The sequence below is a fragment of the Bradyrhizobium lablabi genome (assembly GCF_018129385.1).
In the GTDB taxonomy this organism is placed as follows: domain Bacteria; phylum Pseudomonadota; class Alphaproteobacteria; order Rhizobiales; family Xanthobacteraceae; genus Bradyrhizobium; species Bradyrhizobium lablabi_C.
Window position 1 is genome coordinate 231,955 of record NZ_JAFCLN010000001.1, and the last position, 26,518, is coordinate 258,472.

Sequence of the window (26,518 nt, forward strand, 5' to 3'; positions counted from 1 at the left end):
TCAGGCGCTCTGCCGTTCAACCCTGTTCTTCAAGATTCCGATCTTCTCGACTTCGAGCTCGATGGTGTCGCCGTGCTCCAGGTACCATCCGAGCTCCAGCCCGCAGCCATTGCCGACGGTGCCCGATCCGATGAATTCACCCGGCATCAGCGTTTCATCCTTGGTGACGTGTTCGATGATCTCCTCGAACGAAAACAGCATGCCCTCCGAAATACCTCGCGAGCGCATCTCGCCGTTCACACGCGCTTCCATCTTCAGCTTGTAGGGATCGCCGATCTCATCCGGCGTCACGATCCAGGGTCCCATCACATTCCCGCCGTCAAAGCTCTTGCCCTTGGCCGGCCCCAGCCGGCCATCCATCTCGATACGCTGTGCATCGCGGGCGGAGAAATCGTTGAAGATCGTGTAGCCGAAAATATGGTCCTTGGCCTTAGCTGCGGAAATATTGGCACCCCTGTTCTTCGTGACGATGCCGAATTCGAGCTCATAGTCCATCACCTGACTGTAACGCGGCCATTTCACGGTCGTGTTGGTGCCGCGCACGCTGAAGCGGTTGGTGATGTAGTAGATCGGCTGCTTGCGGTAGACCTCCGGTAATTCTCCCAGCGGCTCCGCATCGATCCGCGCCAGTTCGGCCATGTCGTTTTTGGCGCGCGCCGCGAGCTTGAGCTGTCCGCGCGGCGCTTGCAGGATGTGCAGCGGAAACGACATGCCGTCGCGCATCTGCCGCGGCTCGGGCACCGGCGCGAGGATGTCCACGCTGGCAACATTCTCGGACAGCGTCTCGTCCTTGCCGTGCTTTTCGAACAGGCGGCTGGCTTGATCGAGCGCCGAGGGACCGGCATCGATCAGCGACAGCATCGATGCGAAGGCTGGGTTGCTGCCGCCGTCGCGCCCTGCCGCCCTGGCTAGATCGAACAGCCGGGCATCCCCATCGTGTACCATCCCGATTTTTTCCCCGCCATCCGATCGAAATGTCGCCAGTTTCATGGCCGCCCCCTTGTGATTTCCTAAAATATATGATCATTAAAAATATCGATAAACAAGAGGCGATGGGAAATATCGCACGGGGAGGCGTGAAATGACCAGATTGTTGGCGGCCGCGGCGACAGCCGCTCTCTTGTCGGCCGGGCCCGCTTTCGCCCAGAACAAGATCCAGATCGGCTGCACCGCGACCTCCGACTGCGCCTCGGCGATGCTCGCGATCGACGAAGGCATCTTCAAGAAGCATGGCATCGAAGCCGAGATGGTGCTGATCGGCATCAATTCGAATATCCCGGCTGCCATCCTTTCCAACTCGATCCAGATCGGCGGCCCGACCTCGACGGTGTTCTTGCAGGCCGCTGATGGCGGACTGGATCTGGTTGCGGTCGGCGGCGCCTCGGTGATGAGCCCTGTCACCAACAACAATGTGGCCGCCTTCGTTCGCAACGGCATCACCATCAACGAGCCCAAGGATTTCGTCGGCAAGAAGGTCGGCGCACCCGGGCTTGGCGCCTTCCTGCATGTTCTGTTCGTGAAGTGGCTGGTCGAGAAGGGGGTCGATCCCAGGAAAGTCAATTTCGTCGAGGTGACCTTTCCGACCATGATGGATATCGTGAAGTCGGGCAGCGTCGATGCCGTGCTCACCGGCGAGCCGTTCGTGACGCGAATGACGAACGCCGGGCTGGGTACTGTCGGCGCGCGCTATGCGGCCGAGCTTGGCCGCACCGAGCCGATCATCTTCTACGCCGCCTCGCGTGACTGGGCGAACAGGAACGCCGACACTATCAAGAAATTCCGCGCTGCGATTGCGGAAGCCGCGCCTATCGTCAACAACGATCGCGAGAAGGTGTCCGTATCGATCTCGAAATTCACCAAGCAGCCGATCGAACTGGTCAAGGCCACCCCACCGAACCGCTCCGAGCCAGTGCTCAAGCCCGAGCAGCTCGCATGGTGGATCGACATCATGTCGTCCCAGAAGATGTTGCAGAGCAAGCTCGATCTCGACAAGCTGATCCTGAAATAGCCGGAAGGGGTCGCCATGGCCGCACAGCCGCACCGGAAGCCGGAAGATGTCTCGGCAGGGGATACGCTGAGCGAACGCGCGGCCATTCTTGTGGAGCAGGACATCATTTCCGGGCAATTGGCGCCCGGCGCGCGGCTCGGGATTGTCGACCTCGTTAGTCGCTACGATATCGGCGCCACGCCGCTACGCGAGGGCCTGTCGCGGCTGGTATCGCGCGGGTTGATTGTCGGCATCGGTCAGCGCGGTTTTCGCGTGGCCGAGGTCAGTCGCGAGGATCTGCTCGACATCACGCGGATGCGCACCGTGGTAGAGATGGAGGCCTTGCAGCTCGCGATCACCAATGGCGACGACGCTTGGGAAGCGGGCATTTTGGGCACGCTGCACCAGATGCGCCGCTACATCGAGCGTAATGCTGCCGAGTTTCGCGAAGGTGCGCCTGATTTCGACAAGCTGCACAAGGCGTTCCACACCTCGCTGCTGGCGGCCTGTGGTTCAAGACGGCTGCTGACGGCACATTCCGATCTCTACGATCAGGCTTACCGCTATCGCCGCGTCATGATGCGCGGGTTTGACAGCGGCAAGAAATTCGTCGCGGCGCATCAGGGCCTTGCCGATAAAGTACTGGCGCGGGACGTGGCGGGGGCGCAGGCCATGCTGAGGGGGCACCTCGGATCCACTCTGCAATATGTCTATCCGGACGGAGAATAATGGTGGCGTTGTCACTCGTGGTGTCCAGGGAGGCTAGCGCCAGCAAGTCCGCGCGGCCCCAGATCGCGTTTTCCAATGTCGCGCTCAATCTCGGCGGTAAGGCGATCGTCGAGGATTTGAGCCTGACGGTCAGGCCCGGTGAATTCCTTTGCATCATCGGCGCGTCCGGTTGCGGCAAGACCACGGCGCTGCGGCTTGCGGCCGGGCTTTATCAGCCGACCAGCGGATCGGTCGAGTTTGACGGCCAGCCGATGCGTACCCCACGCCGCGACATCGCGATCGTTTTCCAGGATTACGGCAAGGCGCTGCTACCCTGGCGAACCGCTGCCGGCAACGTCTCGCTGGCGCTGGAAGCCAACAATGTTCCTGTCTCGGAACGCGCGCCTCGCATCGACGCGCTGCTGAAGAAAGTCGGGCTGCCCAACCACGCCGGCAAATATCCCGCGGAAATGTCCGGCGGCATGCAGCAGCGGTTGCAGATCGCGCGTTGCCTGGCGCAAGATCCCAAGGCGTTACTGATGGACGAGCCCTTTGGTGCGCTCGATGCGATGACGCGGCAAGGTTTGCAGGATGAGGTGCTGTCGTTGGTCGCCGCTGCAAACATGACCGTCATCTTCGTGACCCACGATCTGGAAGAGGCGATCTATCTCGGCGATCGCGTTATCGGCCTGTTGCCCAATCCGGGCCGGATCGGTATCGAGCTCACAATCGACCTGCCGCGGCCGCGCGATCAACTGACGACGCGCGAGAACCCCGAATTCCTGCGCCTGCGCCGCGAACTTTTCGATTTCATCAAGGCATCCGAAGCGTGATTCCCGATCGCTTCAAGGGGCTGGTGTTTCCCGCGGCCGCATTGGCCGCGCTGGAGATATGGGCCCGCTCGGTCGACTTGCATAGTGACTCGCTGGCGCCGCCGAGCGCGATCGCGGCGGCGTTCGGTTTGGCCATCAGCGACGGCGCGTTCCTGAGCGCCACGCGAGATACTCTGGCATCGGCATTTGCCGGGCTTATTATCGGCGGCGCCATCGGCTTGGCTTTCGGCATCGCGCTTGGGGTTTTCCAGGTGTTTGACCGGTTGATGGAAGTGACCGTCGAGGCGGTCCGTCCCATTCCATCCATCGCGCTTTTGCCGATTGCACTGATCGCGCTTGGCTTCGGCTACCGCATGGAGATCGCCATCATCGCCTTCGCCTGCGTATGGCCAATTCTGATCCTCAGCCGGGCCGCGGTGCAGGAAGTCGAGCCGCGCCTGATGGAAGTTGCCCGGGCCTTGCGCCTGTCACCGGCCGATCGCGTGCGAAAAATCATCATCCCGGCGGCGCTGCCGCGCATTTTCGTCGCGTTTCGTCTGGCTGCGGGTATCGCCCTGATCGTGGCCGTGACGGTGGAAATCGCGATAAACCCGATCGGCCTTGGCGCTGCCATCATGGCCGCACAGCAGGGGCTCCAGCCGGATCTGATGCTGGCCTATCTCGTGTGGATCGGAGTGATCGGTTATGGCCTGAATGCAGGCCTCAATCTGGCGCAGCGCCACCTGTTCGGACGCGCCGCACTGGTCGGGGATCCGGCATGACGTCGCGCGGGGCGATCTATTGGCGCATCGCCAGTTTTGCCGTCGCCGCCGGCTTTGTCGGCCTCTGGCAACTGATCGCCGATCTGCGGCTGGTGTCGCCGGTATTTCTCCCGGGGCCCGATCGCGCCTGGGCGTCTCTGGTACGCGGCTTCACGAGCGGTGACCTCGGCAGCAAGCTGCTCGGGACACTCGAGCACATGGCCTATGGCTGGTTCCTCGCCTCGATCGCCGGGATCGCATTGGGTGCCCTGATTGGCTCGTCGCGCAGCATGCGCAGCTATATCGCGCCGTCGCTTGAATTCCTTCGTCCACTGCCGGTGTCGGCGATCATTCCAGTCGCCATCGCTCTGTTCGGGCTTACGCAGGGCATGGCGCTGTTCGTGATCGCCTTCGGAGCGATCTGGCCGATGCTGCTGGCGACTATTCACGGTTTTGCCGCCGTCGAGCCGCGACTCTACGAGGTGGCTCGTTCGTTGCACATGTCGCGGCTCGCCGTCATCTTCAAGATCGCGTTGCCATCGGCGGCCCCCGACATCCTCGCCGGCATGCGGCTCAGTCTCACCGTGGCGCTGATCCTGTCGGTGGTCTGCGAAATCCTCGCAGGCCTCGATGGCCTTGGCCACTCCGTGCTGCTGTCCGCCCGCGCGTTCCGCTCGGCGGACTTATTCGCCGGTGTGATCCTGCTCGGTATGATCGGTTATCTGACGTCGCTGATGATGTCGTTCGCGGAAGCGCGGATCCTCAGGTATCGCCGCAGAAGCTGACTTATCCCGCGGCCTTCATAAAGCCCGCGCGCCGACGCAGTTCCTCCTGGTCCGCGCCTCTCAACAGATCTATCAACTCCTGAGCCTGCGCCGCGTGGGCGGCACGCGTCGTCACACCCGCCGTATACACGGTCGAGAGTTCGCAGTCCGGCGGCAGAGAATCCGACAGAACGACGCCTGACGTGTTGATGATCTCGGTTGCCTGCGTACAGCCGATCGGCCGCCTTGCGCCGGAGGCAGCCAGATGCTTCATCGCGGTCGCCCCGTTTGGATGGACGTGGAGACGGCCGGCCACTTCGTCGGCGATCCCCAATTTCGCCAGAACTTTTGCGACGTGGATCCCGGCGGTCGATGCCTTGATATCCGGCACAAAGATCGCATCCGAGGCCAGCAGCGCTTCGCGCAGGCTGGCCTCGTCCCTGACCATTAGTGGCGGATCGCCGGCGCGAACGGCGAGGGCGGTCTCGACCATGCCGATATCAGCGATGGTGGCGGGAACGACCAGCTTTTCCTCTGCCAGTGTCGCGACCAGCGCGGCCGTCAGGATGACAACGTCCGTTGGCGCGCCGTTGCGTAGCTTGTCGGCCATGGCGCCGACCGCACCGAACTCTCCCCCAATATCAAGTCCCGTCTTCGCCGCGAATGCGGGTGCGAGACTTCCGACCAGCCCTTGCGCCGCGCCCCCGCTCAAGATGTTCAGTCGCGTCATGAACCCAGGTCCATCGCCGCGATCAGGGTGTCGCGCGTGATTGGCAGGTTTCGCACCCGCACACCGAGTGCATCGAACGTCGCGTTGGCAATTGCCGCGGTCACCGGGCCATGCGCCGCCTCGCCGGCGCCGACCGGATCAATCTCCGGCCGCTGAATCAGCTCGACCTCCACATCCGGCACTTCGCTGAAGCGCAAAATCGGATACTCCGACCAACTGGTGCTGGTGATGCGCTGACGATCGAAGCGCACACGTTCCTTCAGAACCCAGCTCGTCGCCTGGATCGCCCCGCCTTCGATCTGGTTGATCACGCCGTCCGGATTGATGGCCTCGCCGACATCGACCGCCAGTGTCAGCTTCCTGACCCGAATACCTTCCTCCCCTTCGATCTCCGCGATCGCTGCGCAATAGGCGCCGGTGTTCTTGTAGCGCCCAAAGCCGATGCCGTAGCCAATGCCGGGCCGCTTGGCCGGCTTCCAGTTCGCTCGCCGGGCTACGGTGCGGATCACATCCTTTGCGCGTTCGTCCTTCAGATGACGCAGCCGGAACGCAACCGGGTCTTCGCCGCGCTCGGCGGCGATCTCGTCGAGAAGGGACTCGATCGCGAACACGTTGCCTTGTCCACCGAGCGTGCGCAGCGCCGACGTGCGCACCGGCATGGTCAGCAGGCGATGGCTCTCGATCGTCCAGGACGGAAAATCATACAGCGGCACCGAATTGCGGTCGCCGCCGCCGCCATTGGCCTGCGGCGGGTTGGTCGAGATCGTGCGCGGAAACGGATTCGAAATCTCTGTTGCCGCCAGCAGCGCAGGCTTCGCTGCACGTCCCGGCCGCGCGGCGTGGCCGTTGCTCCAGATCGTGTGACGCCAGTCCACGATTTCATTGTTCGCATCGAGATCGGCCTCGATCTCGATCGCCATCGCAGCGCCAAAGGGCGCATGCGACATCTCGCCCTCGCGTGACCACTGCACACGCACCGGCCGTCCCTCGGCCGCCCTGGCGAGCAAAACCGCATCGAGCGCAACATCGTCGGCGGCGTTATGCCCATAACAGCCGGCGCCCTCCATATGCTCGACGGTGATATTCTCCACCGGAAGCCTCAGTACCAGCGCCAGATCGGCGCGTAGCAGGTAAACGCCCTGGCTGTGCGTCCATACGCGCACCTTGTCTGCGTCCCATTGCGCGATCGCGCAAGATGGCGCGATCGATGCATGCGCGATGTAAGGACGCGTGTATTGCCGTTTGACGGTTCGGCTTTTTGCCGTGGGCGAGGGCGCTTGCCTTTTATCGATGATCGTCGATTCAACCGGCCGCGACTTCAGGAACGCCGCCATGTCGCTTTCATCGGGCAGCGTCTCTCCGCCAGACCATGTTGCGCCCTTACGCAGCGCCTTCAATGCCATTTCCGCAGCATTCTCGGTCTCGCAGACGACACCGGCGAAACTGCCGTCGCGCGCGATGGCGACGAATCCTGCAACGGCGCGGGCACCTCCCTCACTCAGCCCGCTGAGCGTCGCGCCGGACAGCTCTGGCCGTAGCACGCGGCCGTGAAGCATTCCCGGCAACGCGGCGTCATGAATGAAGCGCGGACGCGCAAAAACCTTGTCGGGAATGTCGAGCCGCTGCACCGAATTTCCGGCCAGCGCACGCTGCGGGATGGGCTTTGGCGTAACATCGGGCGACGCGTCCCGATCCAGCGAAACCTCGTCGGCCAGTTCCCAGTAGCTTGTCCGCACATTGCCGGGTCCGGAAATAGTGCCGTCATCGACGGCAAGCGCTCCGGTCTCTACCCCAAGCCGCTCCGACGCGGCGGCGAGAAATAGCTGCCGGACTTCGGCACAGGCATGCCGTAGCGCACGACCGGACTGCTGGATCGACAGGCTACCGGACGTGACTCCCTCGTTTGGGCTCGCCGTTGTCGAGGCACGAACCATTCGCACCCGCGCGATATCGACATCGAGTTCGTCCGCCGCAATTTGCGCCAGCGCGGTAACGATACCTTGCCCGATCTCCACCTTGCCAGGCGACACGCTCACCTGTCCGTCCGCCGAGAATTTCAGCCATGACGACAGTCTAGGGTTCGCTGCGAGGCTCACCGGCAATTTTGGCTGGGGCACATTCATCCGGCGGCCATCTCACTTGCCGCGCGGAGCACCGCGCGCACCATCCGGGTCTGAGAACCGCAGCGGCAGAGATTGCGGTCGAGCGCCTGCTTGACTTCGGCGCTGGAAGGCGAGGGATTTTGCTTCAGCAGCGCCGCTGCGCTGATCAAGATGCCCGGCACGCAATACCCGCACTGCAAGGCCTGTTCGGCGATGAAGGCACGCTGTAGCGGATGCGGACGCTCGGCATCACCGAGACCCTCGACCGTCGTGACATCCTTGTCCGCGACCGACCACAGCGGCGTGTCGCAGGAACTCACAGCACGGCCATCGATCATCACATTGCACGCGCCACATTCGCCGGCACCGCAACCGAAATGCGGTCCGGTCACGCCGAGCGGACCGCGTAGAACGTCCAGCAAGGAGCGGTCAGGATCGGCGTCGATAGACGTCTCGACGCCGTTGAGGCGAAATCGAGTGCTTGGCATGGGGCAAAGCCTATTGCGACTTGGCGGAAAACTTCTTGACCACTTCCGCCCATTTCACGATGTCGCCGCGCAGGAATTTGTCGAATTCTTCGGGGCTCATTGACATCGGAACTGCACCTTGTGTGGTCCACTGCTTCACGATATCCGGCCGCTTGATCGCAGCGTTCACGGCGGCATTGAGCTTGTCGATGACCGGTTTCGGCGTACCGGCCGGCGCCATCAACCCGAGCCAGATCGTGGCCTCATAGCCGGCAACACCGGCTTCGTCCGCGGTCGGCACATTGGGAAATACGCTCGAGCGTGTCTTGCCGGTAGTGGCCAAAGCGCGGACCTGATTTGCCGTAACGTTCGGTGCCATTGCGGGTACCGCATCGATCATCATGTGCACCTGACCGCCGATCACGCCGCTGCGAGCTTCGCCGCTGTTGCGATAGGGCACGTGCACGACATCGATGCCGGCCATCGCTTTGAAAAGCTCCCCGGCCATATGATACGGCGTGCCTTGCCCGGACGAGGCATAGTTCAGCTTGCCCGGCTGCGATTTTGCCAGCGCAATGAATTCGGCCAGGGTTTTCGCCTGCACGTCCGGGTGTACGACGATCATCAGATCGGAATAGTTCGCCGGCGCAATCGGCGCGAGATCGCGCATCAGCTCGTATTTGCGGTCCGGCACCAGCGACTCGTTCGCGGTCTGGGTGTTCGACATCATCAGCAACGTGTAGCCGTCGGGGGCCGACTTGGCGGCTTCGATCGTGCCGATTACGCCGCCGGCACCGGTGCGATTTTCGATTACAAAGGGCTGGCCGAGGGTTTCCTGAAGGATGCTGCCGATCTGGCGGGCGGTGACGTCAGCGGGCCCGCCGGCACCGAAGGGAACGATGATCCTGACCGGCCGCGACGGGTAGTCCTGTGCGGACGCGGTGGATGCCGACATCGCCAGCAAAGCCCCGGCCAGCGCCAGCACAAACCTTGGACCGGTCATCCTTCTCTCCCTGAAGCGCATTTTCTTGCGAGGTTAGTCTAGCGGCAATGCGAACGAACTGTCGACGATAGACTAAAGGCAGGCGACAGGAATAAAAGATAGGCTCTGGTGTACCCAACTTCGCCATAACGAGCGGGGATGAACGCATGAAAAGCTCGGGGATTTCGCGCCGCGGCATGCTGAAGGGCAGCGCGGCATTGGCTGTAGGTGCAACGTTTTCCACCCGCGTGGTGGCCGCCGCCCCGCCGGCCGAGCCGGTGACGCCGGCGCTGATCGAGGCGGCGAAGAAGGAAGGGCAGGTGATCTACTACACCTCGACCGACCTGCCGGTGGCCGAGAAGCTCGCAAAGGCCTTTGAAGCGAAATATCCGGGCATTCCAGTTCGCGTCGAACGCACGGGCGCGGAGCGGGTGTTCCAGCGTATCGGCCAGGAATATTCCAGCAACATCCACGCCGTCGACATCGTGAACTCATCCGACGCGGCGCATTTCATCGTCTGGAAGCGCGACGGCGTTCTGGCGCCCTACGTTCCGGAAGAGGTCGCAAAATTCTATCCCGGTGAGCACAAGGATCCGGACGGTCAGTTCGCCAGCTTCCGCGTGTGGCTGAGCATCATCGCCTACAACACCAATCTGGTGAAAGCGGAGGATGCGCCAAGGAGCTTTGCCGACCTGCTCGATCCCAAATGGAAGGGCAAGATCGTCAAGGCGCATCCTGGCTACAGCGGCACCATCATGACCGCGACCTACCAGATGCAGCGCGATCTCGGCTGGGAATATTTCGAAAAGCTTGCAAAGCAGGGCATCATGCAGGTGCAGTCCTCGGCCGACCCGCCGAAAAAGCTCGATCTCGGCGAGCGCGCCGTGATGGCCGACGGCAACGAGTACAACATCTTCCAGATGAAGGAAGCGGGGCGGCCGGTGGAACCGGTCTACGCCACGGAAGGCTCTCCGCTGATTATCGGCCCCAACGGCGTCTTCAAAGCCGCGCCGCATCCGAATGCCGCAAGACTGTTCCAGTCCTTCAGCCTGAGCCGCGAAGCGCAACAGCTCATCATCGATGTCGGCGGATTGCGCTCGGTGCATTCGCAGACGCAGGAGAAAGCCGGCCGCAGGCCACTGAAGGACATCAAGACCATGAAGGACGACGCGGCTGCGGTCGAGAAAGAAGGCGAGGCGATCAAGGCGCGCTACACAAGACTGTTCCGCGTCTGAAATGACGTTGCCGAAAATTTCCGTCGCCGAAACGCTGGCGCAGAAGATTGTCGCGTTGCAGGGCGGATCGCCTCCGGCCGCGACCGCGCGCAAATGCGAGGATCTGCTGATCGACGTCGTCGGGCTCTGCGTGACCGCGCGGAACGAGGATTACATCAACAGCGCGCTTGCCGGCTCCGACGACGACGGACCTTGCACGGCAATCGGCCACCCGCGCGCGTTGACAGCCGCCGGCGCGGCCTTCGTCAACGGCACCGCCGCGCATGGCGAGGATTTTGACGACACTTTCGAAGGCGGGCCGGTGCATGCCGGAGCCGTCGTCGTGCCGGCCGTGCTGGCCGCCTGCGAACGGCACAATCCGGATGGCCGGATGGCGCTGATCGGCATTGCCGTCGGCGCCGAAGTCCTTTGCCGCTTGAGCCTGGTGGTGCCGAAGGCCGTGCACAAGGCGGGCTTTCACCCCACCGCGATCTTCGGCGCGATGGGCGCGGCGGCCGGCGTCGGCGCGGCGCTGGGCCTGAACGCAAGGCAAATCGTGGATGCGCTCGGCGTCGCCGGCAGCATGGCCGGCGGCATCATCGAATATCTCGCCGAGGGCGCCTGGACCAAGCGGCTGCATGCCGGCTGGGCCGCGCAATCCGGCATCCGCGCGGCGCTGTTGGCGCGCGGCGGCTTTGTCGGCCCGCGTACGGTGTTCGAAGGCGTGCACGGGCTATTCCATGGTTTTGCGCATACGACCAATGGCGACTACGACGCGCTGATTGGTGATTTCGGCACGCGCTGGGTCACGGACACACTCGCCTTCAAGCCATATCCCTGCGGGACCATCGCGCAGCCCTATATCGACTGCGCGCGACGGCTTGCAGCGCGCGGCATCAAGGCGGAAGACATCGCCGAAATCGTTTGCGAAGTCGCGGAAGGCACGGTGCACCGCTTGTGGGAGCCGCTCGCCGACAAGCAACGCCCGCCCAATGGCTATGCTGCCAAATTCGCGGTGCCGTATCTGTTGGCCGCTGGCTTCGTCCAAGGCGGCGTTGGCCTCGCTGCTTTCAGCAAGGGCGCAATCGCCGATCCTGGCGTGCTCGCGCTCGCCGCGAAGGTGAAGTACGTCATTGATCCCCAAAACTCCTATCCGAACAATTATACCGGCCATATCCGCGCGAAGCTGAAGGACGGCAGCGTGACCGAAGAGCGGCAACCCTATCTGCGCGGCGGCGCGCAGGAGCCGCTGACGCGGCAGGATGTGGTCGATAAATTCTTGCTCAATACGGAGCATGGCGGCTGGAGCAGGGCGCGGAGCGATGCTGCGCTAAAACTGCTGGCGACATTGTATAATGGCCGCATCGACCTTTCGTCGCTGCGGGGATAGCAATGGCACAGGAGCTCGCGGGCAAAGTCGCCATCGTCACCGGCGCCGGGCGCAACATCGGCCGGGCGATTGCGCTCGCGCTTGCCGAAGGCGGTGCGGCCGTTATCGTCAACGCGCGTTCGAACAGGAAGGAAGTTGACGACCTCGTCATGGGCATACGGCAGGCCGGGGGCGGAGCGCTCGGCGTGATCGGTGATGTCAGTGATCCCGATCAAGGCAAGGCAATGGCAGATGCGGCGCTCTCACATTTCGGCCGCATCGACATCCTCGTCAATAACGCCGCACTGCGACGCGAAAAATCCTTTGCCGAGATGGATTACTCCGAATGGCGGGAAATTCTCGACGTTACGCTCGACGGCGCGTTCCATTGCACGAAGGCCTGCCTACCGGCACTGCGCCAATCGGGCGCGGGCGCCATCGTCAATATCGGCGGTTTGAGTGCGCATACTGGCGCCGCCAACCGCGCCCATGTAGTTACGGCAAAGGCCGGTATCGTCGGCTTCACCCGTGCGCTCGCCCATGATCTCGCGGCCGACGGCATCACCGTCAATTGCGTTGTTCCCGGCCTTATTGGCACGCCGCGTCCAAAGGACAAGCCGGAACCCGCCCATCACCTCACGCACGGCACCATCAGCGGCGAAAGGGGCCGCCCCGAGGATGTCGCCGCGATGGTGCGCTTCCTGTGCGGCCCGGCCGCGCGCTACATCACCGGACAGGCGATCCACGCCAATGGCGGGGCCTATCTCGGCGGTTGATGCATGCCCATCGTTCCGTTTTTGCTGGGACAATGGGCAATATTGCCCCTCGGCGAAGCGGACGATCGATGTTAGCTTTCCGTCATGAACCAGCACGCCAAGATCGACATTCGCCATTCCACATGCCCGCATGATTGTCCGTCGGCCTGCGCGCTCGACATCGAAGTGATCGAAGGCCGTTCCATCGGCCGGGTGCGCGGCTCGAAGGTCCAGACCTATACGGCCGGCGTCGTCTGCGCCAAGGTCGCGCGCTATGCCGAGCGCATCCATCATCCGGACCGGCTGCTTTACCCGATGCGCCGCACCGGACCGAAAGGCTCCGGCCAGTTCGCGCGAATCTCCTGGGACGAGGCGCTCGATGAGGTCGCCGCACGCTTCGATGCGGCCGAGCGCGAATTCGGCGCGCAATCGGTCTGGCCCTACTACTACGCCGGCACCATGGGGCTGGTGATGCGCGACGGCATCAATCGCCTGTCGCATGTGAAAAAATATTCCCGCTTCTACTCGACCATCTGTGCGAACATCGCGCGCGTCGGTTTTTCCATCGGTACCGGAAAAATCGCCGGCGTCGATCCCCGCGAGATGGGCGTCTCCGACCTGATCGTGATCTGGGGCACCAATCCCGTGAACACCCAGGTCAATGTGATGACGCACGCCTCGCGCGCCCGGAAAGAGCGAGGCGCGAAAATCGCGGCGGTCGATGTTTACAACAACGACACCATGAAGCAGGCCGACATCAGGATCCTACTGCGGCCGGGCACCGATGCCGCCTTTGCCTGCGGCGTCATGCACGTGTTGTTCCGCGAAGGTTTTGCCGATCGCGCCTATATGGACCGCTACACTGATTGCCCGGATGAGCTGGAAGCGCATCTGATGACGCGCACGCCGGAATGGGCTTCCGCGATTTCGGGCGTGCCGGTCGAGGAAATCGAGTCCTTCGCGCGTCTCGTCGGTCAGACCAAGCGCTCCTTCTTCCGGCTCGGCTACGGTTTTACCCGCAGCCGCAACGGTGCAGCACAGATGCATGCGGCGCTGTGCATCCCGGCCGTGACCGGCGCCTGGCAATATGAAGGCGGCGGTGCGTTCTTCAACAACGCCTCGATCTGGAAGTTCAACGAGTCGGTGATCGAAGGCCATGACGCGATCGATCGTAATACGCGCTGGTTGGATCAATCGAAGATCGGCCGCATCCTGACGGGCGACGCGGAGGCGCTGAAGGGCGGACCGCCGGTCAAGGCGATGCTGATCCAGAACACCAATCCCGTGACGGTCGCGCCGGAACAGAATCTGGTTCGGCAGGGCTTTTCCCGCGAAGACCTGTTCATGGTCGTGCACGAGCAATTCATGACCGAGACGGCCGCGATGGCCGACATCGTGCTGCCGGCCACCATGTTCATGGAGCACGACGACCTCTACTACGGCGGCGGCCACCAGCACATTTCGGTCGGGCCGAAGCTGATCGATCCGCCCGGCGAGTGCCGCAGCAATCACGAAGTGCTGCAAGGTCTCGGCCGCCGGCTTGGCGCGGTTCATCCCGGATTCGAGATGACGCCGCGCGAACTGATCGACGTAACGCTCAAGAAAAGCGGCCACGGCGACATCGAAACGCTGGAAGCCGATCTCTGGCGCGATATCCAGCCGGATTTCCGCACCTCGCATTATCTCGACGGCTTCGCGCATGCCGACAGGAAATTCCACTTCAAGGCCGACTGGGCCAATCCGCCCTGGGGTACTCCTGGCCTCGGTCCCTGGAAGGACATGCCCTCGCTGCCCGACCACTGGACCATCATCGAGGAAGCCGACGAACAGCACCCGTTCCGGCTCGCCACCTCACCCTCGCGCAGCTATCTCAACACCAGCTTCAATGAGACGCCGGGCTCGCAGGCGCGCGAAGGCGTCCCGACCGTCATGATCCATCCGGAGGATGCAGCCGCGCTGTCGATTGCGGACGGCGATCCCGTCACGCTTGGCAATACGCGCGGCGAGACCACGCTAACGGCAAAAATCTTCGATGGGGTGCGGCGAGGCGTTTTGATCGCGGAATCGATCCACCCGAACAAGGCCCACATCGGCGGACGCGGCATCAACGTGCTGACCGGCGCCGAAACCGTCGCGCCGGTCGGCGGTGCGGCGTTCCACGACAACAAGGTCTGGGTGAAAAAGACCGCGGCAGCCACTCCACGCAAGAGCTGATACCGCTTGCGGTCCACCGCTATCCTGCTGCAAATGCTTGCGAGCATTTTGCAGCGAACAGGCGAGTGGGACCATGACCGACCATAACAGCGTCATCCGCGAGAAGCGCGGGCAGGCCTTCTGGATCACCATCAACCGACCGGACAAGCGCAACGCGCTCAATGGCGACGTCATCGGCGGCATCGCCAGAGGCTATCGCGAAGCGCATGACGACAAGGAAGTCCGCGTCATCGTGCTGACGGGCGCGGGCGATAAGGCGTTTTGTGCCGGCGCCGACTTGCAGAACAGCGGCGCGGCCTTTGCGATGGATTTTTCCCGGCCCAATGTCGATTACGCCGATCTGTTGCGGCTGTCGCAGAATGCGACAAAGCCCGCGATCGCGCGCGTGGGTGGAGTCTGCATGGCCGGTGGCATGGGCCTTCTCTGCATGACCGACATGGCGGTGGCTGCCGACCACGTCATCTTCGGCCTGCCCGAAGTGAAGGTCGGCGTATTCCCGATGCAGGTGATGAGCCTCCTGCAATCGATCGCGCTGCCGCGCCTCGTCAACGAATGGGCGCTGACCGGCGAACCCTTTGACGCGAAGGCCGCGCTCACCGCCGGTTTGCTCAACTATGTCGTGCCAGGGGCCGAGCTCGACGCCAAGGTCGACTGGCTGATCAGCCGCATCGTCGACAAATCGCCGACCGCGATCCGGCGCGGCAAATACGCCATGCGCGCGATCGCCTCGATGTCGTTCGACGAAAGCATCGCCTACACCGAGAGCCAGATCGCGCTGCTGGCGATGACCGAAGACGCCAAGGAGGGCCTGAAGGCCTTTGGCGAGAAGCGCAAGCCGACCTGGCCGGGGAAGTGAAGCGCGGCTCGTTTTCGGAAGCGGGGCGGTCGTTTGCGCTGAGCACCAAGCGAAAAAATCAGACCATGTCCAATCCCTGCCGTCGTTCCGGTTACTGTCGATTCCCGCGGGACAGAATCAGATCTTTTCCGTTGGCAGCTCAACTCCCGTTTTGACCGGGCTTTGGCACGTTTGTGCGCGACGCGCCGCTCGTCTTCATGCAGGCTCGACTGCCATCCGGCATCATTGGCGCGAATCTTGCTCCTATGGCGTTGCCCGTGGTAAAGCGAGCGCGGCTCAGTTTCAAGCAAGAGCGGGCTCGGCACCAGCTCTGGAAGCGCTCGAACGATACGATGCGCGATTGGCTGGCGGGGTCCTGGGTCGACACATTTTGCTTAACTGGAGAGGATATGAACAAAAAGGGTTGGATTGGGATTTCCTTCATAACGGTCCTGCTCGCGCTGACGATCTTCGGCGGTCTCCGGTACGTCAAGCTTCGCCTGAGGGAAGCGCTCGTTGCGCAAAGCAATGCAATTGAAGCGATTCGCCAATCTGATGCGCAACTGCGAGGGCAGTTGGCGGCATATGCCGAGGAAAATGTTTCGCTGAGAAAGGAGATCGACAGCCTCAAGTCCACGCAGCAGGCCAGATCTGAAGAGTACAAATCCGGCCACCAGGAGCAGACCGAGCTGATCGGCAAGCTGCGGGAACACATCGACGAAATCCGAAGCCGGCAAGCAATGGATGAGATGAGATCGAAAACGATCAATTTGGCCGAGATCAAGGGAAGCAATGGCCAGAACGTGTTCGTCGGGATTGGTGCCGGCCCGCGCGCGGAAGCTCTCGCGGAAGACAGCGGGGAAAATCGGGATGCAGGATCATTCAACACGTCACTCGGCAGCAGCGCGCTCGCCGGCAACCGGACCGGTGCCTGGAATGCGGCGATCGGCACCTGGGCGCTCGGATCGAATGTGGGAGGCAACCACAATCTGGCGGCCGGTGCGAACGCGTTGGCATCGAACAATTCAGGCTCGGCAAATGTCGCTGTGGGCTCGGCGGCCATGTATCGAAACATCGCTGGCGATCACAATTCTGCCGTCGGAACGCAGGCCCTTTACAATCTCGAATACGGCGCCAACAACAGTGCTTTTGGGCGCGACGCGCTCTTCACGATCAAGCGTGGATCGTGGAATTCCGCCTTTGGCGTCGACTCGCTGCCCGGACTGGAGGTTGGCCTGGGTAACTCCGCCTTCGGTGGCGAGTCGGGCTACACCGAAAACCGCGACGCTCAGCACCGGCTTGGCTCGTTCAATTCGTGGTTCGGTTTCCAATCGGGCCCGGCGACGCTGAAGCAGGTCTCGAACAGCATCGCCATTGGTTATCGAGCCAAGAATACCGAGAGCAACCAGACGGTGATCGGCAACGTCGATACTACAGAGGCGATTATTTTCGGCGCGTTGAAAATTGACAGGCTGTGTGTCGGCAACGCCTGCGTGGATGCGCGGTCATTTGAGGAAATGCTGCGGACTCAGAAAAGATAGGATTGGCGGCGCTCCCTTGCGGCTATGGACGCGCGCGCATTCCGTCATATTCGCCACCCGTTTCAATGACACCTGGTAGTCCGCCGGGCAAACCCTCGATGCCCAAACCACCCGAGCTTATCCGGCCATGGTTTTGCACGTGAAATTTGGCGGTGCTGGCGATCCCGGAAAATTTTACCCCGGGCTCGATGCTGATCACACCGTAGTGGTTGGTCCCCGCGAAAAACGCCAAGTACACGGCATTGTCCATCGTCACCACGATATTCTTTGCAAGTTCGATCACCCCTCCGCGAACTGCAAGCAGATGAGTAAGGCCGCCAACGACGATGGAATAATTTCCGGTGGCGCGAACCCGGCCACCATTGCGGGCCGAAACCTGCTGACCGCCATAGCTGAACCTGACGTTGGAGAACTCGATCGTCCCTTCATCCTCGGCAAGGAGCTGGGGGAACGATTGCGTGCTGCGTAGCTCCACGCCGCTGACCGTCACGATGGCCTTGCGGACCCGAATGGCGGGCGCGCCCTTTACGTCGACAATGACCTTCTCCGGATTCTTGTCATTGCCGACGATGGTTACGCGCGTCGCGCCGTCGCCCTCGATGTCGATAGGGTCGGTATGTACGCCATCGGCGAGTTTGATCACCCTGGTTTCGACATCGGCCAGCGATTCTGTAGCCGTCAGGCCGACGGCCGTGAAAAGGAGGGAAGCCAGTAGTATCGCTTTCATTGCACCACATATCGCTGTAACGAGCGCGCCGGAATGAAACGCCTGGCGGCACGCTCTTGGTAAGCTTCAGATATTTCGAACGCCGGCAAAGCTGGGTTGACTGTCTGTGCTCCCTCAGTTGGCCAGCGTAGCCGGAGCCTGTGAACGGCCCACTTGATCGCGGGCCCGGCTAGAGATTTCACCGGGCTGCTTCTCACTCCCGTTTTTCTTGCGGACAACAATGGTCGCGCCGTTCATATCCTGGAATTCAGGCTTGGAGGGAGGGCGGAAGAGCTGGATCAGGCCGATGTGCGCACCAAGGCTCGAATTCAACCGGAGCACCAATCGGTCGGAGTTTCTCGCCGAAATGACGACTTGTGCGTCGCTCTGTTCTTTACCTTGTCGCAGCGTGACCTGATCGCCGGTCTTGAAGATTTCTGCTGCGGATTCTTGCGGGGTAACGGTGATTGTTCCAAATACGATCGCTGGAATTAGAACTACCGCCTTGATCGGCTTCATTTCAATTTGGTCCAATGTTCGTCCTCGAACTGCATTTTTCAGGACCATATTAAGGCAGTCGCGATCCAACAAGCTGTTATTTGGTGGCAGGTAGCCTGTTACATTTTGGCGCAGACGCCTGAATTTTTGCCTCGAAAGTTTCTTGGCGGCGCAGAACGGAACGATGTCAAGCTGGATTAAAGTGCTAGCCCGTGCCCGCCTTCAATCCAGCCGCTTCAATCCCGGCCACGGCGCAAATCTCGTCGTTGTCGGACGTGTCGCCGCTGACGCCGACGGCGCCGAGCAGGGTGCTGCCGTCCTGGATCAGCACGCCGCCCGGCACGGGCACCAGCCGGCCTTGCGCCAGCGCATTCACGGCGCTCACGAAATAGGCCTGCTCCTGCGCGCGCTGGAACAGCGCCCGCGAGCCCATGCCCATCGCAAGCGCGCCATAGGCTTTGCCATGCGCGATCTCGGCCCGCATCAGGCTGGTGCCGTCCTGCGCCGCCGTAGCTTTCACCGCGCCGCGGGCGTCCAGGATGGTGATGACCAGCGGCTTCAATTTCTTCTCGACGCTTTTTGCAAGCGCGGCATCGAGTATCTTGCGGGCGACGTCGAGGGTCAGTTCAGCCATTAACTTGTTCCTTTGTACCGGCAGACAGTCTGGATTTCGCATTGTCGAGGCTCATGGCGAGCACACGCGCGACGTGGATCGCCTCACGTTCGGTCCCATCCTTGATCTGGTGCCGGCATGAGGTGCCGTCGGCGACAATGAGCGTATCTGAATCCGCGCGCCGCACGGCCGGCAGCAGCGATAGTTCGGCCATCTCGACCGAAGCCTCGTACGTATCGGCGCCATAGCCGAACGCTCCGGCCATGCCGCAGCAGCTCGATTCGATGGTTTCGACCGCGAGATTTGGGATCAGGCGCAGCGCCTGTTCCACCGGCTTGAACGCGCCAAATGACTTTTGGTGGCAATGGCCGTGCACCACAGCCTTACCCACGACGGGGCCGAGCGGCAGTTGTAGCCGGCCGGATTCCGCCTCGCGCACCAGAAATTCCTCGAACAGCAGCGCATGCGTGCTGATCGTCTTGGCATCGTTGTCGGACCGCAGCGACAGCAGCTCGTCGCGCAGCGTCAGCAGGCAACTCGGCTCCAGTCCGACAATCGGAATGCCCCGCGCGGCAAACGGCAGGTAGGTCGCCACGAGCCTGTCCAGTTCGCCGCGAGCTTCCTCGACCAGCCCGGCTGAAAGGAATGTGCGCCCGCAGCACAGCGGTCGCCTCGAATCTGCTGGCTTCGGCAGATAGACGCGATAGCCGCCTTCGACCAGCACCCGCAGCGCCGCCTCGAGGTTCTCGCGCTCGTAGGCGCGATTGAAAGTATCGGCGAACAGCACGACCTCTCGGCCGTTCTTTGGCCCGGCTGCTTCGGTGCCCGGCGCGAACACGTCGCGGCGGAAGGCGGGCAGGGCGCGTCTGGCGCTGATGCCGGCGAATTTTTCAAACAGCGCGCGCAACAAGGGACTGCGATTGCGCCAGTTCGCGATCGGCGCGAACCTCGAGGCCAATCCCGCATATCGCGGCAGGTAACCTACCAGCCTGTCCCGCAGCGAAAGCCCGCGGCTCGCCGCGCGCGCCGCCAGCACCTCGATCTTCATCTTCGCCATGTCGACGCCGGTCGGGCATTCGTGGCGGCAGGCCTTGCAGGATACGCAGAGCTTTAGCGTCTCCATCATCTCGTCCGACGCCAGCGCGTCGGGCCCGAGCTGGCCCGAGATCGCAAGCCGCAGCGTATTGGCCCGGCCTCGCGTAACATCCTTCTCGTTGCGGGTGGCCCGATAGGACGGGCACATGACGCCGCCCTCGAGCTTCCGGCAGGCGCCGTTGTTGTTGCACATCTCGATCGCGCCCTGGAAACCCCCGCCGGCGCCGGGATAGGCCGACCAGTCGAGCATGGTCTTCAGCTCGCCCACGCGATACTCCGGCCGATAGCGAAACAGCGTGCGATCATCCATCCTGGGCGGATCGACGATCTTGCCGGGGTTGAGCACGTTTTCGGGATCGAAGCGCCGCTTCACCTCCCTGAAGTCGGCGGCGATGCGCGCGCCGAACATCGCCTCGTGAAATTCCGAGCGCACCAGCCCGTCGCCATGCTCGCCGGAATGCGAGCCCTTGTACTCGCGCACCAGCTCGAAAGCTTCCTCGGCGATGGCGCGCATCGCCTTGACGTCCTTGTCGAGCTTCAGATTCAGCACGGGCCGCACATGCAGGCAGCCTTCGGAGGCGTGTGCATACATGGTGCCGCGCGTGCCATGCTTGGCGAAGACCTCGTTCAGCCGCGCGGTGTAATCGGCAAGATGCGGCAGCGGCACGGCGCAATCCTCGACAAAGGAGACCGGCTTGCCTTCCTGCTTCATCGACATCATGACATTGAGGCCGGAGGTGCGGAAATCCGCGATCGCCGTCTGCCTGGCGGGTTCAACGACATCAACCACGCCGCCCCATTTGCGCTGCGGGTTGCTCCAGCCAAATCCGAGATCGGCCATCAATTCCGAAAGCTGCTTCAGCTTGTGCAGGTTATCGGCCTGGTCTTCCTCGGCGAACTCGACAATCAGCAGCGCATCGGGATCGCCCCGCACCGTCGCCTCGATCACCGGCCGGAACATCGCGATGTCACGGCCAAGCGCGATCATGGTGCGGTCGACCAACTCCACCGCAATCGGCCGTAGTTTTACCAGATGCTGGGCGGCATCCATCGCCTCGTAAAAACTGCCGAAATGGCAGACGCCAAGCACCTTGTTGCGGATGACCGGCCACAGCTTCAGCTCGACCTTCGTCGTGAAAGCCAGCGTGCCCTCTGAGCCGACCAGAAGATGCGCCATGTTATTGGCGGCGTTGCGCGGTACCAGCGCATCGAGATTGTAGCCGCCGACACGCCGCTGCACCTTTGGAAACTTTTCCGCGATCTCGGCCGCCTCGCGCTCGCCCAGCCCCAGCATGTCGCGAAACAGCGCAAGCCCGCTCTTGGGCGAGTTCACCTGCGCCAGGTCGCGCGGCACCTCGCCGAAATGCAGCAGCGTGCCGTCGGCCAGCGCCGCATCCATCGACAGCGTGTTGTCGCGCATGGTGCCGTAGCGCAGCGAACGGCCGCCGCAGGAATTGTTGCCGGCCATGCCGCCGATGGTGGCGCGCGAGGCGGTGGAGACATCGACCGGAAACCACAGCCCGTGCTTCTTCAGTTGCCGGTTGAGATCGTCGAGTACGATGCCCGGCTCGACCACACAGGTGCGGTTCTCGACGTCGAGCGAAACGAGCCGGTTGAGGTGCTTTGAGAAATCGACGACAAGGCCCTCATTGACGGTCTGACCGCATTGCGAGGTGCCGCCGCCGCGCGGGGTGACGATACGCTTGTCGTCGCGGGCGATCGCCAGCGTCCGCAGCGCCTCGTCCATGCTGCGGGGCACCACGACCCCGAGCGGCATGATCTGGTAGAACGAGGCATCGGTCGCATAGCGGCCACGGTTGAAGTCGTCGAACATGACGTTGCCGGTCAGGTTCGACCGCAGGCGTCGCTCAAGCGTCGAGGCACTCTTCATCCCAAATCCAAAGTGATCTTGGAGGGCTGTTGTAACCCCTCGATGGTATTATGCACTTTTTTCTCGGTTGAATTAAATTATGAATTCATAATCGGCAAGCTAGCCGCCAGCGGCAGAGGCGGGGTTAGCATCCCGCGTCGCGGTGAGGTGTTCAATTGCCGCGGCTCGCTTGTTGCGCAAATGCTGGAACAGGATGTCGGCAAGCTCGCTGCCGGCGCGGCGACGCAGCGCTTCCAGGATCGCCTCATGCTCGCGCATCGCCTCGCCCCAGCGCTGCCGTTTGCGCGCGAAATTGGCGGAGTAGCGGACGCGGCGGATCCGGCCGGCAAAGCTCGCATAGGCCGCGCGCAGGGCCTCGTTGCGGGCGGCCGCGACGATACTCTCGTGGATGTTCTGGTTGACCCTGAAATAGCCGTGCATGTCGCTGTTGAGATAGTAGCCGTACATCTCGTAATGCAGCCGCTCGATGCCAGCGATTTCCTCATCCGTGATGGCCTCGCAGGCGAGGCGCCCGGCGAGGCTCTCCAGGCCCGCCATCACATCGAATAGCTCCTCCAGATGCCGCTCGCTTAGCTGACGCACCCGCGCGCCGCGGTTCGGGAGGAGTTCGATCAGGCCTTCCGCGGCCAGGACCTTCAGCGCCTCGCGCAGTGGTGTTCTCGATATCCCAAGCATCTCGCAGAGCTGCCGTTCCGGAACACGTGCGCCCTCCGGAATGTTGCCTTCGACCACGTAGTCGCGCAGCCGCAGCAGGATTTCGTCGTGCAGCGAGGCCTCTTGGCGGTCGGATCGGGTGATCGGCACCCCGGCTTCGGGAATCGTGGATTTCATTTGCGCAACAGTAGTTTACGGAATTTGCGGCGTCGATGTTCCAAATCGAATACCAGAATTGAGTTGAAAAGGCAAAAAATGAATGCAAAATATCCCTAAGGCGCGAGTCTAGGAGGTTGTCATGCGGCAAGGACGGCATTTTCTGCAGATTCCGGGGCCGAGCCCGGTCCCCGACCGGGTTCTTCGCGCGATGGACATGCCGGTGATCGATCACCGCAGCGCTCAGTTCGCCGAGCTTGGGCGGGCGGTGCTGGAAGGCAGCCAGAAGGTTTTCCAGACCGCCGGACCGGTGGTGATCTTCCCTTCGTCGGGCACGGGCGCCTGGGAAGCCGCGATCGTCAACACGCTGTCGCCCGGCGACAAGGTGTTGATGGTGGAGACCGGTCATTTTGCGACCCTGTGGCGCCAGATGGCGGGCCGCTTCGGGATTGATGTTGATTTTCTTGCCGGCGATTGGCGACGCGGCGCCGACCCCGCACAGATCGAAACCCGACTCGCAGCCGATACCGCGCACTCCATCAAGGCGGTGATGGTCGTCCACAACGAAACCTCCACCGGCGCCACCAGCCGTATCGCCGATATCCGGGCCGCGATCGACCGCACCGGACATCCGGCCTTGTTGATGGTCGATACCATCTCTTCGCTCGGGTCGATCGACTACCGGCACGACGAGTGGAAGGTTGATGTCAGCGTTAGCTGTTCGCAAAAGGGATTCATGCTGCCGCCCGGCCTCGGCTTCAACGCAATTTCCGAGAAGGCCCGCGTCGCCGCCAAATCCAACCGGATGCCGCGCTCCTATTTCGACTGGGAAGAGATGCTGAAGCCGAATGCGAAGGGCTTCTTCCCGTATACGCCGGCGACGAACCTGCTCTACGGGCTGCGCGAGGCGATTGCGATGCTGTTCGAGGAAGGCCTCGACAAGGTGTTCGCCCGCCATCAGCGGCTTGCTGCAGCAACGCGGGCCGCGGTCAATCACTGGGGGCTGGAAGTGCTGTGCCAGGAACCCCATGAGTATTCGCCCGTGCTGACCGCCGTGCTGATGCCGCCGGGCCACGACGCCGATCAATTCCGCCAGGTCGTGCTCGACAATTACAACATGTCGCTCGGCGCAGGCCTTTCGAAAGTCGCGGGCAAGGTGTTCCGCATCGGCCATCTCGGCGAATGCAATGAGCTGACGCTGCTCGGCGCGCTGACCGGTGTTGAGATGGGCTTGTCGGCCGCTGGCGTGCCGCATCGGGCAGGCGGCGTGGCGGCTGCGATGAGCTACCTCGAGGGCCGAACCGAAACCAATAATCCCACGCCGCTCAGAGTGCTGGGCAGTTAATGCATTCGGCGGAGCGAACTTCACCGGTCCGCTGAGACTGCATCGGTTCGCGGATTCCGTTGGCTTCCGCCTCATGCGGTCGGCACAGGCCCTGTTCGCGGCGCATGCTGAAGGCGCCCGCCTGGACCGGGTTTTGTCGGCGAAATCTCCTGGTGAAGCCCTGCTTCCAATGCATTGACAGCCCCCGCCCGGAGGGGGACAAGCCTGCCGAATAGTGGTATTCGAGCGCCTCGCAATACCAAGGCAAGACCCTAAGATAAGACCGGGAAGGAAGCCCATGACCGTGCATACTGGAAGGCATTTTCTGCAGATTCCGGGACCGACCAACGTGCCGGACCGGGTCCTGCGCGCCATGGATATGCCGACCATGGACCATCGCGGTCCGGAATTCGCCGAGATCGGCTTTGCCGTGATGGCCGCAATGCAGCGGGTATTCCGCACCAAGCAGCCCGTGATCATCTATCCCTCGTCCGGAACGGGCGCCTGGGAGGCTGCGATCGTCAACACGCTCGCCCCCGGCGATAAGGTGCTGATGGCGGAGACCGGCCAGTTCGCCGTGCTGTGGCACGGCATCGCCGAGAAATTCAAACTCGATGTCGACTTTATCCCGGGCGACTGGCGCCACGGCGCCGATCTCGCCCAGATCGAGGCGCGGCTGTCGGCCGACAAGACGCACAAGATCAAGGCGGTCTGCGTAGTCCACAACGAGACCTCCACCGCCTGCGTCACCGATCCGCGCGATGTCCGCAAAATCATGGACGCGGTCAAGCATCCCGCCCTCTTGATGGTCGACACCATTTCCGGCCTCGGCTCGCTCGAATATGAGCACGACGCCTGGGGCATCGACGTGTCGGTCGCCGGCTCGCAGAAGGGTCTGATGCTGCCGCCCGGCCTCGGCTTCAACGCCATCTCGGAAAAGGCGCTTGCGGTTGCCAAGGCCAACACCGCGATGCGGTCCTATTGGGACTGGCAGGACGTCATCAACATCAACAAGGCCGGCACCTGGCCCTATACGCCCGCGACCAATCTGCTGTTCGGATTGCGCGAGGCCGTCAAGATGCTGGAGGAGGAGGGGCTGGAGAACGTCTTCGCCCGCCACAAGCGCCACAGCGCTGCGACGCGCGCGGCGATCAAGGTGTGGGGCCTCGAGACGCAGTGCCTCGACCCGAACGCGCATTCGCCCGCGCTCACCGGCGTGCGCGTGCCCGAGGGCCATGACGCCGACAATTTCCGCAAGGTCGTGCTCGAAAATTTCGACATGTCGCTCGGCACCGGTCTGAACAAGGTCAAGGGCAAGCTGTTCCGGATCGGCCATATCGGTCACTTCAACGACCTGATGCTGATGGGCACGTTGTCCGGCGTCGAGATGGGCCTCGATCTCGCCAAGGTTCCGCATCGCAGCGGCGGCGTGCTGGCAGCAATGGAAGTGCTGAAGGGCCGCGAGGTCGTTCAGATGCCGAAGGCGGCGGTCGCCTGATCGAACGGTAAGTCTGAGCCAACAATAGAGAGAGTCGCGATGAACGCTCCGGTCGCCGCCACTGAAGACCTGCTTTATTCCGTCGAGGACGGCATCGCCCGGCTGACATTCAACCGGCCGCAGGCGCGCAACGCGCTGACCTTTGCGATGTACGAGCAGATGGCGTCGATCTGCGAAAGCATCAATCAGGACCGCTCGATCAAGGCGATGATCCTGACCGGCACCGGCGATAAGGCGTTCGCGTCCGGCACCGACATCTCGCAATTCCGCGCCTTCAAGACCGCGGAGGATGCGCTCGAATATGAAGAGCGGATCGACCGCGTGCTGGGCGCGCTGGAGCGAGTCCGTGTGCCGACGATCGCGGCCATCGCCGGCGCCTGCACCGGCGGCGGCGCGGGAATCGCCGCCTGCTGCGACATGCGGATCGGCACCGCAACGACGCGGATCGGCTTTCCGATCGCGCGCACGCTCGGCAACTGTCTGTCGATGTCGAATATCAGCCGGGTCGTCGCGCTGGTCGGGCCGGCGCGAACCAAGGATCTGATTTTTACGGCGCGGCTGATCGAGGCGCCCGAGGCGCTGGCGCTCGGCCTGCTCAACGAAGTGGTGCCTGACGTACCAACGCTCCAGCGCCGCGCCGATGAAACCGCAAAGCTGATTGCCGGCCATGCGCCGATCACGATGGAGACCGCCAAGGAAGCGGTGCTGCGCATCCGCCGTACGCTCTCGCGCGAGGAGGGCCGCGACCTGATCCTTCGTGCCTATATGAGCGAGGATTTTCGCGAGGGCATGGATGCCTTTCTCAACAAGCGAACGCCCAACTGGAAGGGCAAGTAGCCCGC

At 62.6% G+C, this 26,518-nt stretch carries 24 protein-coding genes; 14 read left to right on the forward strand and 10 right to left on the reverse strand.

All coding sequences use genetic code 11. From position 1 onward, the window contains the following. Positions 1-990, reverse strand: coding sequence for a fumarylacetoacetate hydrolase family protein (locus tag JQ628_RS01150; protein WP_212217906.1), 990 nt, complete (start codon positions 988-990; stop codon positions 1-3). A gap of 91 nt (positions 991-1,081) precedes the next feature. On the opposite strand from JQ628_RS01150, the gene JQ628_RS01155 reads away from it, so the two are divergent. From JQ628_RS01155 to JQ628_RS01175, 5 genes are read left to right on the forward strand one after another with little or no spacing between them, the layout of a single operon-like run. Then, positions 1,082-2,008: an ABC transporter substrate-binding protein gene (locus tag JQ628_RS01155; RefSeq protein ID WP_212217909.1), complete on the forward strand. Its 927-nt coding sequence runs from the start codon at positions 1,082-1,084 to the stop codon at positions 2,006-2,008. Positions 2,009-2,023: 15 nt separating this feature from the next. Beyond that, the gene (locus JQ628_RS01160) at positions 2,024-2,716 is read left to right on the forward strand and encodes a GntR family transcriptional regulator (protein ID WP_212217912.1); all 693 of its coding nucleotides are present in this window, start codon (positions 2,024-2,026) and stop codon (positions 2,714-2,716) included. Beyond that, the gene (locus JQ628_RS01165; protein WP_212217915.1) at positions 2,716-3,528 is read left to right on the forward strand and encodes an ABC transporter ATP-binding protein; all 813 of its coding nucleotides are present in this window, start codon (positions 2,716-2,718) and stop codon (positions 3,526-3,528) included. The genes JQ628_RS01160 and JQ628_RS01165 overlap by 1 nt, the downstream gene beginning before the upstream one ends. 41 nt (positions 3,529-3,569) lie before the next feature. Further along, entirely contained in the window at positions 3,570-4,289 is a 720-nt protein-coding gene (locus tag JQ628_RS01170; RefSeq protein WP_249127389.1) for an ABC transporter permease, read from the forward strand. After that, a complete protein-coding gene (locus JQ628_RS01175; protein WP_212217921.1) occupies positions 4,286-5,053 on the forward strand; it encodes an ABC transporter permease in 768 nt (255 codons plus the stop codon). The genes JQ628_RS01170 and JQ628_RS01175 overlap by 4 nt, the downstream gene beginning before the upstream one ends. A 1-nt stretch (position 5,054) precedes the next feature. Here the strand turns inward: JQ628_RS01175 and JQ628_RS01180 are convergent, their stop codons facing one another. From JQ628_RS01180 to JQ628_RS01195, 4 genes are read right to left on the reverse strand one after another with little or no spacing between them, the layout of a single operon-like run. Then, entirely contained in the window at positions 5,055-5,762 is a 708-nt protein-coding gene (locus tag JQ628_RS01180) for a molybdate ABC transporter substrate-binding protein (RefSeq protein WP_212217924.1), read from the reverse strand. After that, positions 5,759-7,885 carry a xanthine dehydrogenase family protein molybdopterin-binding subunit gene (locus JQ628_RS01185; protein ID WP_212217927.1) on the reverse strand — a complete coding sequence of 709 codons (2,127 nt, stop codon included), beginning with the start codon at positions 7,883-7,885 and terminating at the stop codon, positions 5,759-5,761. Before JQ628_RS01185 ends, JQ628_RS01180 begins: the two co-directional genes overlap by 4 nt. Beyond that, positions 7,882-8,352 carry a (2Fe-2S)-binding protein gene (locus JQ628_RS01190; protein ID WP_212217930.1) on the reverse strand — a complete coding sequence of 157 codons (471 nt, stop codon included), beginning with the start codon at positions 8,350-8,352 and terminating at the stop codon, positions 7,882-7,884. Before JQ628_RS01190 ends, JQ628_RS01185 begins: the two co-directional genes overlap by 4 nt. Positions 8,353-8,362: 10 nt before the next feature. Further along, the gene (locus JQ628_RS01195; protein WP_212217933.1) at positions 8,363-9,334 is read right to left on the reverse strand and encodes a Bug family tripartite tricarboxylate transporter substrate binding protein; all 972 of its coding nucleotides are present in this window, start codon (positions 9,332-9,334) and stop codon (positions 8,363-8,365) included. Positions 9,335-9,480: 146 nt separating this feature from the next. Between JQ628_RS01195 and JQ628_RS01200 the strand changes: the two genes are divergently transcribed. The 6 genes from JQ628_RS01200 (at position 9,481) to JQ628_RS01225 (ending at position 17,241) form a co-directional block, all read left to right on the forward strand. Continuing rightward, on the forward strand, positions 9,481-10,548 hold the full coding sequence (locus JQ628_RS01200; protein ID WP_249127390.1) for an ABC transporter substrate-binding protein: 1,068 nt from the start codon (positions 9,481-9,483) through the stop codon (positions 10,546-10,548). 1 nt (position 10,549) lies between these two features. Beyond that, positions 10,550-11,917, forward strand: a complete 1,368-nt coding sequence (locus tag JQ628_RS01205; protein ID WP_212217936.1) for an MmgE/PrpD family protein — start codon at positions 10,550-10,552, stop codon at positions 11,915-11,917. 2 nt (positions 11,918-11,919) lie between these two features. After that, on the forward strand, positions 11,920-12,672 hold the full coding sequence (gene fabG, locus JQ628_RS01210) for a 3-oxoacyl-ACP reductase FabG (RefSeq protein ID WP_212217939.1): 753 nt from the start codon (positions 11,920-11,922) through the stop codon (positions 12,670-12,672). Between the two features lie 84 nt (positions 12,673-12,756). Further along, complete coding sequence (locus tag JQ628_RS01215; RefSeq protein ID WP_212217942.1) at positions 12,757-14,865, forward strand: molybdopterin oxidoreductase family protein; 2,109 nt, start codon at positions 12,757-12,759, stop codon at positions 14,863-14,865. Positions 14,866-14,938: 73 nt separating this feature from the next. Next, entirely contained in the window at positions 14,939-15,721 is a 783-nt protein-coding gene (locus JQ628_RS01220) for an enoyl-CoA hydratase/isomerase family protein (protein WP_212217945.1), read from the forward strand. Positions 15,722-15,894: 173 nt separating this feature from the next. Beyond that, on the forward strand, positions 15,895-17,241 hold the full coding sequence (locus JQ628_RS01225) for a hypothetical protein (protein WP_212217948.1): 1,347 nt from the start codon (positions 15,895-15,897) through the stop codon (positions 17,239-17,241). 22 nt (positions 17,242-17,263) lie between these two features. On the opposite strand, the gene JQ628_RS01230 is transcribed toward JQ628_RS01225, so the two are convergent. The 5 genes from JQ628_RS01230 to JQ628_RS01250 form a co-directional block, all read right to left on the reverse strand. After that, positions 17,264-17,968, reverse strand: a complete 705-nt coding sequence (locus JQ628_RS01230; RefSeq protein WP_212217951.1) for a hypothetical protein — start codon at positions 17,966-17,968, stop codon at positions 17,264-17,266. Between the two features lie 114 nt (positions 17,969-18,082). After that, positions 18,083-18,466, reverse strand: coding sequence for a hypothetical protein (locus tag JQ628_RS01235; protein WP_212217954.1), 384 nt, complete (start codon positions 18,464-18,466; stop codon positions 18,083-18,085). A gap of 184 nt (positions 18,467-18,650) precedes the next feature. Beyond that, positions 18,651-19,079 (reverse strand): GlcG/HbpS family heme-binding protein, encoded by a 429-nt coding sequence (locus JQ628_RS01240; protein WP_212217956.1) that lies wholly within the window; start codon positions 19,077-19,079, stop codon positions 18,651-18,653. Continuing rightward, positions 19,072-22,044 carry an FAD-binding and (Fe-S)-binding domain-containing protein gene (locus JQ628_RS01245; protein WP_212217959.1) on the reverse strand — a complete coding sequence of 991 codons (2,973 nt, stop codon included), beginning with the start codon at positions 22,042-22,044 and terminating at the stop codon, positions 19,072-19,074. Before JQ628_RS01245 ends, JQ628_RS01240 begins: the two co-directional genes overlap by 8 nt. Positions 22,045-22,143: 99 nt before the next feature. Then, on the reverse strand, positions 22,144-22,875 hold the full coding sequence (locus JQ628_RS01250; RefSeq protein ID WP_212217962.1) for a GntR family transcriptional regulator: 732 nt from the start codon (positions 22,873-22,875) through the stop codon (positions 22,144-22,146). Positions 22,876-22,996: 121 nt separating this feature from the next. Here JQ628_RS01250 and JQ628_RS01255 point away from each other — a divergent pair, with 121 nt between their 5' ends. From JQ628_RS01255 to JQ628_RS01265, 3 genes are all read left to right on the forward strand, one after another. Next, entirely contained in the window at positions 22,997-24,199 is a 1,203-nt protein-coding gene (locus tag JQ628_RS01255; RefSeq protein WP_212217965.1) for a pyridoxal-phosphate-dependent aminotransferase family protein, read from the forward strand. A 277-nt stretch (positions 24,200-24,476) separates the two neighbouring features. Next, positions 24,477-25,676, forward strand: coding sequence for a pyridoxal-phosphate-dependent aminotransferase family protein (locus JQ628_RS01260; protein WP_212217968.1), 1,200 nt, complete (start codon positions 24,477-24,479; stop codon positions 25,674-25,676). A gap of 39 nt (positions 25,677-25,715) precedes the next feature. Continuing rightward, positions 25,716-26,513: an enoyl-CoA hydratase/isomerase family protein gene (locus JQ628_RS01265; protein ID WP_212217971.1), complete on the forward strand. Its 798-nt coding sequence runs from the start codon at positions 25,716-25,718 to the stop codon at positions 26,511-26,513. The last annotated feature ends 5 nt before the right edge of the window (positions 26,514-26,518 follow it).

Bases quoted from the DNA above. Each gene is read 5' to 3' on its own strand.
- JQ628_RS01215 (WP_212217942.1), top strand. From the start codon at position 12,757: ATGAACCAGCACGCCAAGATCGACATTCGCCATTCCACATGCCCGCAT.
- JQ628_RS01165 (WP_212217915.1), top strand. From the start codon at position 2,716: ATGGTGGCGTTGTCACTCGTGGTGTCCAGGGAGGCTAGCGCCAGCAAG.
- JQ628_RS01150 (WP_212217906.1), bottom strand. From the start codon at position 990: ATGAAACTGGCGACATTTCGATCGGATGGCGGGGAAAAAATCGGGATG.
- JQ628_RS01255 (WP_212217965.1), top strand. From the start codon at position 22,997: ATGCGGCAAGGACGGCATTTTCTGCAGATTCCGGGGCCGAGCCCGGTC.
- JQ628_RS01200 (WP_249127390.1), top strand. From the start codon at position 9,481: ATGAAAAGCTCGGGGATTTCGCGCCGCGGCATGCTGAAGGGCAGCGCG.
- JQ628_RS01260 (WP_212217968.1), top strand. From the start codon at position 24,477: ATGACCGTGCATACTGGAAGGCATTTTCTGCAGATTCCGGGACCGACC.
- JQ628_RS01250 (WP_212217962.1), bottom strand. From the start codon at position 22,875: ATGAAATCCACGATTCCCGAAGCCGGGGTGCCGATCACCCGATCCGAC.
- JQ628_RS01180 (WP_212217924.1), bottom strand. From the start codon at position 5,762: ATGACGCGACTGAACATCTTGAGCGGGGGCGCGGCGCAAGGGCTGGTC.
- JQ628_RS01175 (WP_212217921.1), top strand. From the start codon at position 4,286: ATGACGTCGCGCGGGGCGATCTATTGGCGCATCGCCAGTTTTGCCGTC.
- JQ628_RS01245 (WP_212217959.1), bottom strand. From the start codon at position 22,044: ATGAAGAGTGCCTCGACGCTTGAGCGACGCCTGCGGTCGAACCTGACC.
- JQ628_RS01220 (WP_212217945.1), top strand. From the start codon at position 14,939: ATGACCGACCATAACAGCGTCATCCGCGAGAAGCGCGGGCAGGCCTTC.
- JQ628_RS01265 (WP_212217971.1), top strand. From the start codon at position 25,716: ATGAACGCTCCGGTCGCCGCCACTGAAGACCTGCTTTATTCCGTCGAG.
- JQ628_RS01235 (WP_212217954.1), bottom strand. From the start codon at position 18,466: ATGAAGCCGATCAAGGCGGTAGTTCTAATTCCAGCGATCGTATTTGGA.
- fabG (WP_212217939.1), top strand. From the start codon at position 11,920: ATGGCACAGGAGCTCGCGGGCAAAGTCGCCATCGTCACCGGCGCCGGG.
- JQ628_RS01205 (WP_212217936.1), top strand. From the start codon at position 10,550: ATGACGTTGCCGAAAATTTCCGTCGCCGAAACGCTGGCGCAGAAGATT.
- JQ628_RS01160 (WP_212217912.1), top strand. From the start codon at position 2,024: ATGGCCGCACAGCCGCACCGGAAGCCGGAAGATGTCTCGGCAGGGGAT.
- JQ628_RS01155 (WP_212217909.1), top strand. From the start codon at position 1,082: ATGACCAGATTGTTGGCGGCCGCGGCGACAGCCGCTCTCTTGTCGGCC.
- JQ628_RS01240 (WP_212217956.1), bottom strand. From the start codon at position 19,079: ATGGCTGAACTGACCCTCGACGTCGCCCGCAAGATACTCGATGCCGCG.
- JQ628_RS01195 (WP_212217933.1), bottom strand. From the start codon at position 9,334: ATGACCGGTCCAAGGTTTGTGCTGGCGCTGGCCGGGGCTTTGCTGGCG.
- JQ628_RS01190 (WP_212217930.1), bottom strand. From the start codon at position 8,352: ATGCCAAGCACTCGATTTCGCCTCAACGGCGTCGAGACGTCTATCGAC.
- JQ628_RS01185 (WP_212217927.1), bottom strand. From the start codon at position 7,885: ATGAATGTGCCCCAGCCAAAATTGCCGGTGAGCCTCGCAGCGAACCCT.
- JQ628_RS01230 (WP_212217951.1), bottom strand. From the start codon at position 17,968: ATGAAAGCGATACTACTGGCTTCCCTCCTTTTCACGGCCGTCGGCCTG.